Source organism: Rhodococcus sp. CX (genome assembly GCF_015865005.1).
Lineage (GTDB): Bacteria > Actinomycetota > Actinomycetes > Mycobacteriales > Mycobacteriaceae > Rhodococcus.
In genome coordinates this window covers 27,863-31,256 of the sequence record NZ_JADZGH010000068.1, presented here as the reverse complement: position 1 = coordinate 31,256, position 3,394 = coordinate 27,863, and the positions used below count along the sequence as shown (strand labels likewise).

The following is a 3,394-nucleotide window of genomic DNA, read 5'->3' as shown; positions in this document are numbered from 1 at the left end:
GCCACGACAGGGCCGCGCTGCTGCGCGCCCTGCTCGATCCGGACCGGCCGCGGCACTTCGGGATCCTCATGGACAACGTCCCGGAGTTCTCGCTGCTGCTCGGCGCTGCCGCGTTCTCCGGGTCCGTCGTGGTCGGCCTGAACACGACCCGTCGCGGCGATGCCCTCGCCCGCGACATCGCGCTGGCCGACTGCCAGGTGGTGTTCACCGAACGCGCACACGCCGGCCTGCTCGACGGCCTCGATCTCGGCGACGTCCGGGTGATCGACGTCGATTCACCGGACTGGGCCGAACTCCTGGAACCACACCGAGATTGGGTCCACGAGGTCGCCGAGGTCACACCCGACGACCTGTTCATGCTGATCTTCACGTCCGGCACGAGCGGCGACCCGAAGGCCGTGCGGTGCACGCACGCGAAGGTCGCGGCACCGGGCCGGATGCTCGCGCAGCGGTTCGGACTCGGCGCCGAGGACGTGGTGTACCTGTCGATGCCGTTGTTCCACTCGAACGCCATCATGGCGGGCTGGGCCGTCGCGCTGGCCGGCGGGTGCGCGGTGGCCCTGCGCCGGCGTTTCTCCGCGTCCGGGTTCCTGCCCGACCTGCGGAAGTTCGGTGTCACCTACGCCAACTACGTGGGCAAGCCGCTCTCCTACATCGTGGCAACGCCCGAGACGCCACACGATTCCGACAACCCACTGCGCATCATGTACGGCAACGAGGGCACCGCGCCCGCGATCGCCGAGTTCCGACGCCGGTTCGACGCGGTCGTCGTCGACGGCTTCGGTTCCACCGAGGGCGGGGTGTCGATTCCCGCGACGCCGGGTGCTCCGGCCGGGTCGCTCGGCCGACTGCCCGAGGACATCCACATCCTGCATCCGGAGACCGGGAAGCCTTGCCCTCCGGCCGAGTTCGACTCCCGCGGCCGGATCGTCAACGCCGACGAGGCCACCGGCGAACTGGTCAACGTCCGCGGTGCCGGTCAGTTCGCCGGGTACTACAAGAATCCCGAGGCCGACGCCGAACGGGTCAGGGACGGTCGCTACTACAGCGGCGACCTCGGGTTCCGCGACGCCGACGGGTTCGTGTACTTCGCGGGCCGCAGTTCGGGCTGGCTGCGGGTGGACGGCGAGAACATCGGCGCGGCCCCCATCGAACGGGTGTTGCTGCGCTACAAAGGGTTCGCTCAGGTCGCCGTCTACGCGGTGCCCGACCGGTATGTGGGCGACCGGGTGATGACCGCGGTGATCCCGTCCGCGGACAACGCGTTCGACCCGGTCGCGTTCGCACGGTTCCTCGATTCCCAGCCCGATCTGGGCCCCAAGCAGGTGCCGACGCTGATCCGCGTCTGCACCGACTTCCCGCGCACCGCGACGTTCAAGGTGCTCACCCGATCGCTGAGCGCCGAGCGCTGGCACTGTGCCGATCCGGTGTGGGTACGCGAGCGCGGTGAGAACGAATTCAGGCTCCTGACAGAGGAACTGGCGGAATCACTCGAATCGGACACCGCCACCACCGGTTAGGTACACGGACTTCCGCGACCCCTTGCCCGCCTTACATACCCTCGGGTATGTTCAGGCGATATGCACGCGCTGCGTGTTCCGTGGGGGAAGCGGAGGAGCGAATGGGATCGACACCGCGCGATGCCGCCCATGCCCTGGGTAGCTTCTACTCGCTGTCGCTCGACGCACTGACCGGAGTGTTCCGGGGCCCGTTCCAGTGGCGGGAATTCACGAACCAGTTCTGGTTCGTCGCGCGCGTCTCGCTCGTCCCGACGATCCTCATGTCGATCCCGTTCACCGTGCTCGTGGTCTTCACCCTCAACTCCCTGCTGGTGGAGATCGGCGCGAGCGACATGTCCGGCGCCGGAGCGGGACTCGGCGCGGTCACCCAGATCGGCCCGCTCGTCACGGTGCTGGTGGTCGCGGGCGCGGGTGCCACCGCGATCGCCGCCGACCTCGGTTCGCGCACGATCCGCGAGGAGATCGCCGCACTCGAAGTGCTCGGCATCGACCCGGTGTCCCGTCTCGTCGTGCCGCGTGCTCTCGCGTCGACCGCGGTCGCCGCGACCCTCAACGGCGCGGTCTGCGCGATCGGCCTGATCGGTGGGTTCTTCTTCTCGGTTCTGCTCCAGAACGTCGACCCGGGTGCGTACGCCGCCGGGGTCACGCTCCTCGTCGGCCCCGGCGAGCTGCTGCTCTCCGAGATCAAGGCCGCCGTGTTCGGCCTGCTCGCCGGGTTGATCGCGTGCCACCGGGGCCTGTCGGTCTCCGGCGGCCCCAAGAGCGTCGGCGAGGCCGTCAACGAAACCGTCGTGTTCGCGTTCGTCGCCCTGTTCCTCGCGAACATGCTGCTCACCTCGATCGGAATCGCGGTGACCGACCGATGAGCCTGATCAGCCTCCGCCACGGACGGGCCGCCCACACGGCGAGCCGGGCCGGGCGCGGTCTCGTCCGCGCGATCGACACGATCGGCGAGCAGATCGTGTTCTGCGTCGGCGCATTGCTGTCCACGGCGAAGGCCGCCCGCCACTACCGCACCGAGACGTTCCGGGTCGTCACCGAGATCGGTCTGGGCACAGGACTTCTCGCGATGATCGGCGGCAGCGTCGCGATCATGGGTTTCCTCACGCTGTTCGCCGGTGCCACCGTCGCCGTGCAGGGCTTCACCTCGCTCGGGAACATCGGCGTCGAGGCGCTCACCGGGTTCCTGTCGGCGTACGTCAACGTGCGGGTCGTCGCGCCCGTCGTCGCCGGTGTCGGTCTCGCGGCGACCATCGGCGCCGGCACCACCGCCCAGCTCGGCGCCATGCGCATCAGCGAGGAGATCGACGCGCTCGAGGTGATGGCGATCCGGTCGGTCCCCTATCTCGTCGGCACCCGGATCCTGGCCGGACTCATCGCCATCCTCCCGCTGTACTCCCTGTCGGTGCTCGCGGCGTTCCTGTCCAGCCGCATCGCGACCGTCACGATTCTCGGCCAGTCCCCCGGCGTCTACGACCACTATTTCGCGACGTTCCTGCGTCCGGCGGACGTGCTGTGGTCCTTCGGTCAGGCGATCGTGATGGCGGTGATCGTCATGCTCGTGCACAGCTACTACGGCTACACCGCGCAGGGCGGTCCGTCCGGTGTCGGCGTCGCGACCGGCCGCGCGGTGCGGCTCTCCCTGATCGCGGTGGTGACGGTGACCCTGTTGATCTCGCTGGCCCTCTACGGCAGCAGCCGCCAGCTGCATCTGGCGGGGTGAGCGCGATGCGCACCCACCTGCCCCGCATCGCCGTCGCCGCGATCCTCCTGGTCGCGGTGGGCATCCTCGCGCTCGTCCACCAGTCGTACCGGGGCGGCTTCGCTTCCGGTGTCACCGTGACCGTGGAGACCGGCCGGGCCGGGCTCGTCCT

Annotated in this window: 3 protein-coding genes; all 3 read left to right on the top strand. The window is 69.2% G+C overall.

Features of this window, described 5'->3' with window-relative positions; genetic code table 11:
- On the top strand, positions 1-1,520 hold a 1,520-nt coding region (locus I0Q12_RS07160), incomplete at its 5' end, for a long-chain-fatty-acid--CoA ligase (RefSeq protein WP_197251273.1).
- A 101-nt stretch (positions 1,521-1,621) separates the two neighbouring features.
- Positions 1,622-2,386: an ABC transporter permease gene (locus tag I0Q12_RS07155; RefSeq protein WP_197251272.1), complete on the top strand. Its 765-nt coding sequence runs from the start codon at positions 1,622-1,624 to the stop codon at positions 2,384-2,386.
- Positions 2,383-3,243 carry an ABC transporter permease gene (locus tag I0Q12_RS07150; RefSeq protein WP_197251271.1) on the top strand — a complete coding sequence of 287 codons (861 nt, stop codon included), beginning with the start codon at positions 2,383-2,385 and terminating at the stop codon, positions 3,241-3,243. The genes I0Q12_RS07155 and I0Q12_RS07150 overlap by 4 nt, the downstream gene beginning before the upstream one ends.
- The last annotated feature ends 151 nt before the right edge of the window (positions 3,244-3,394 follow it).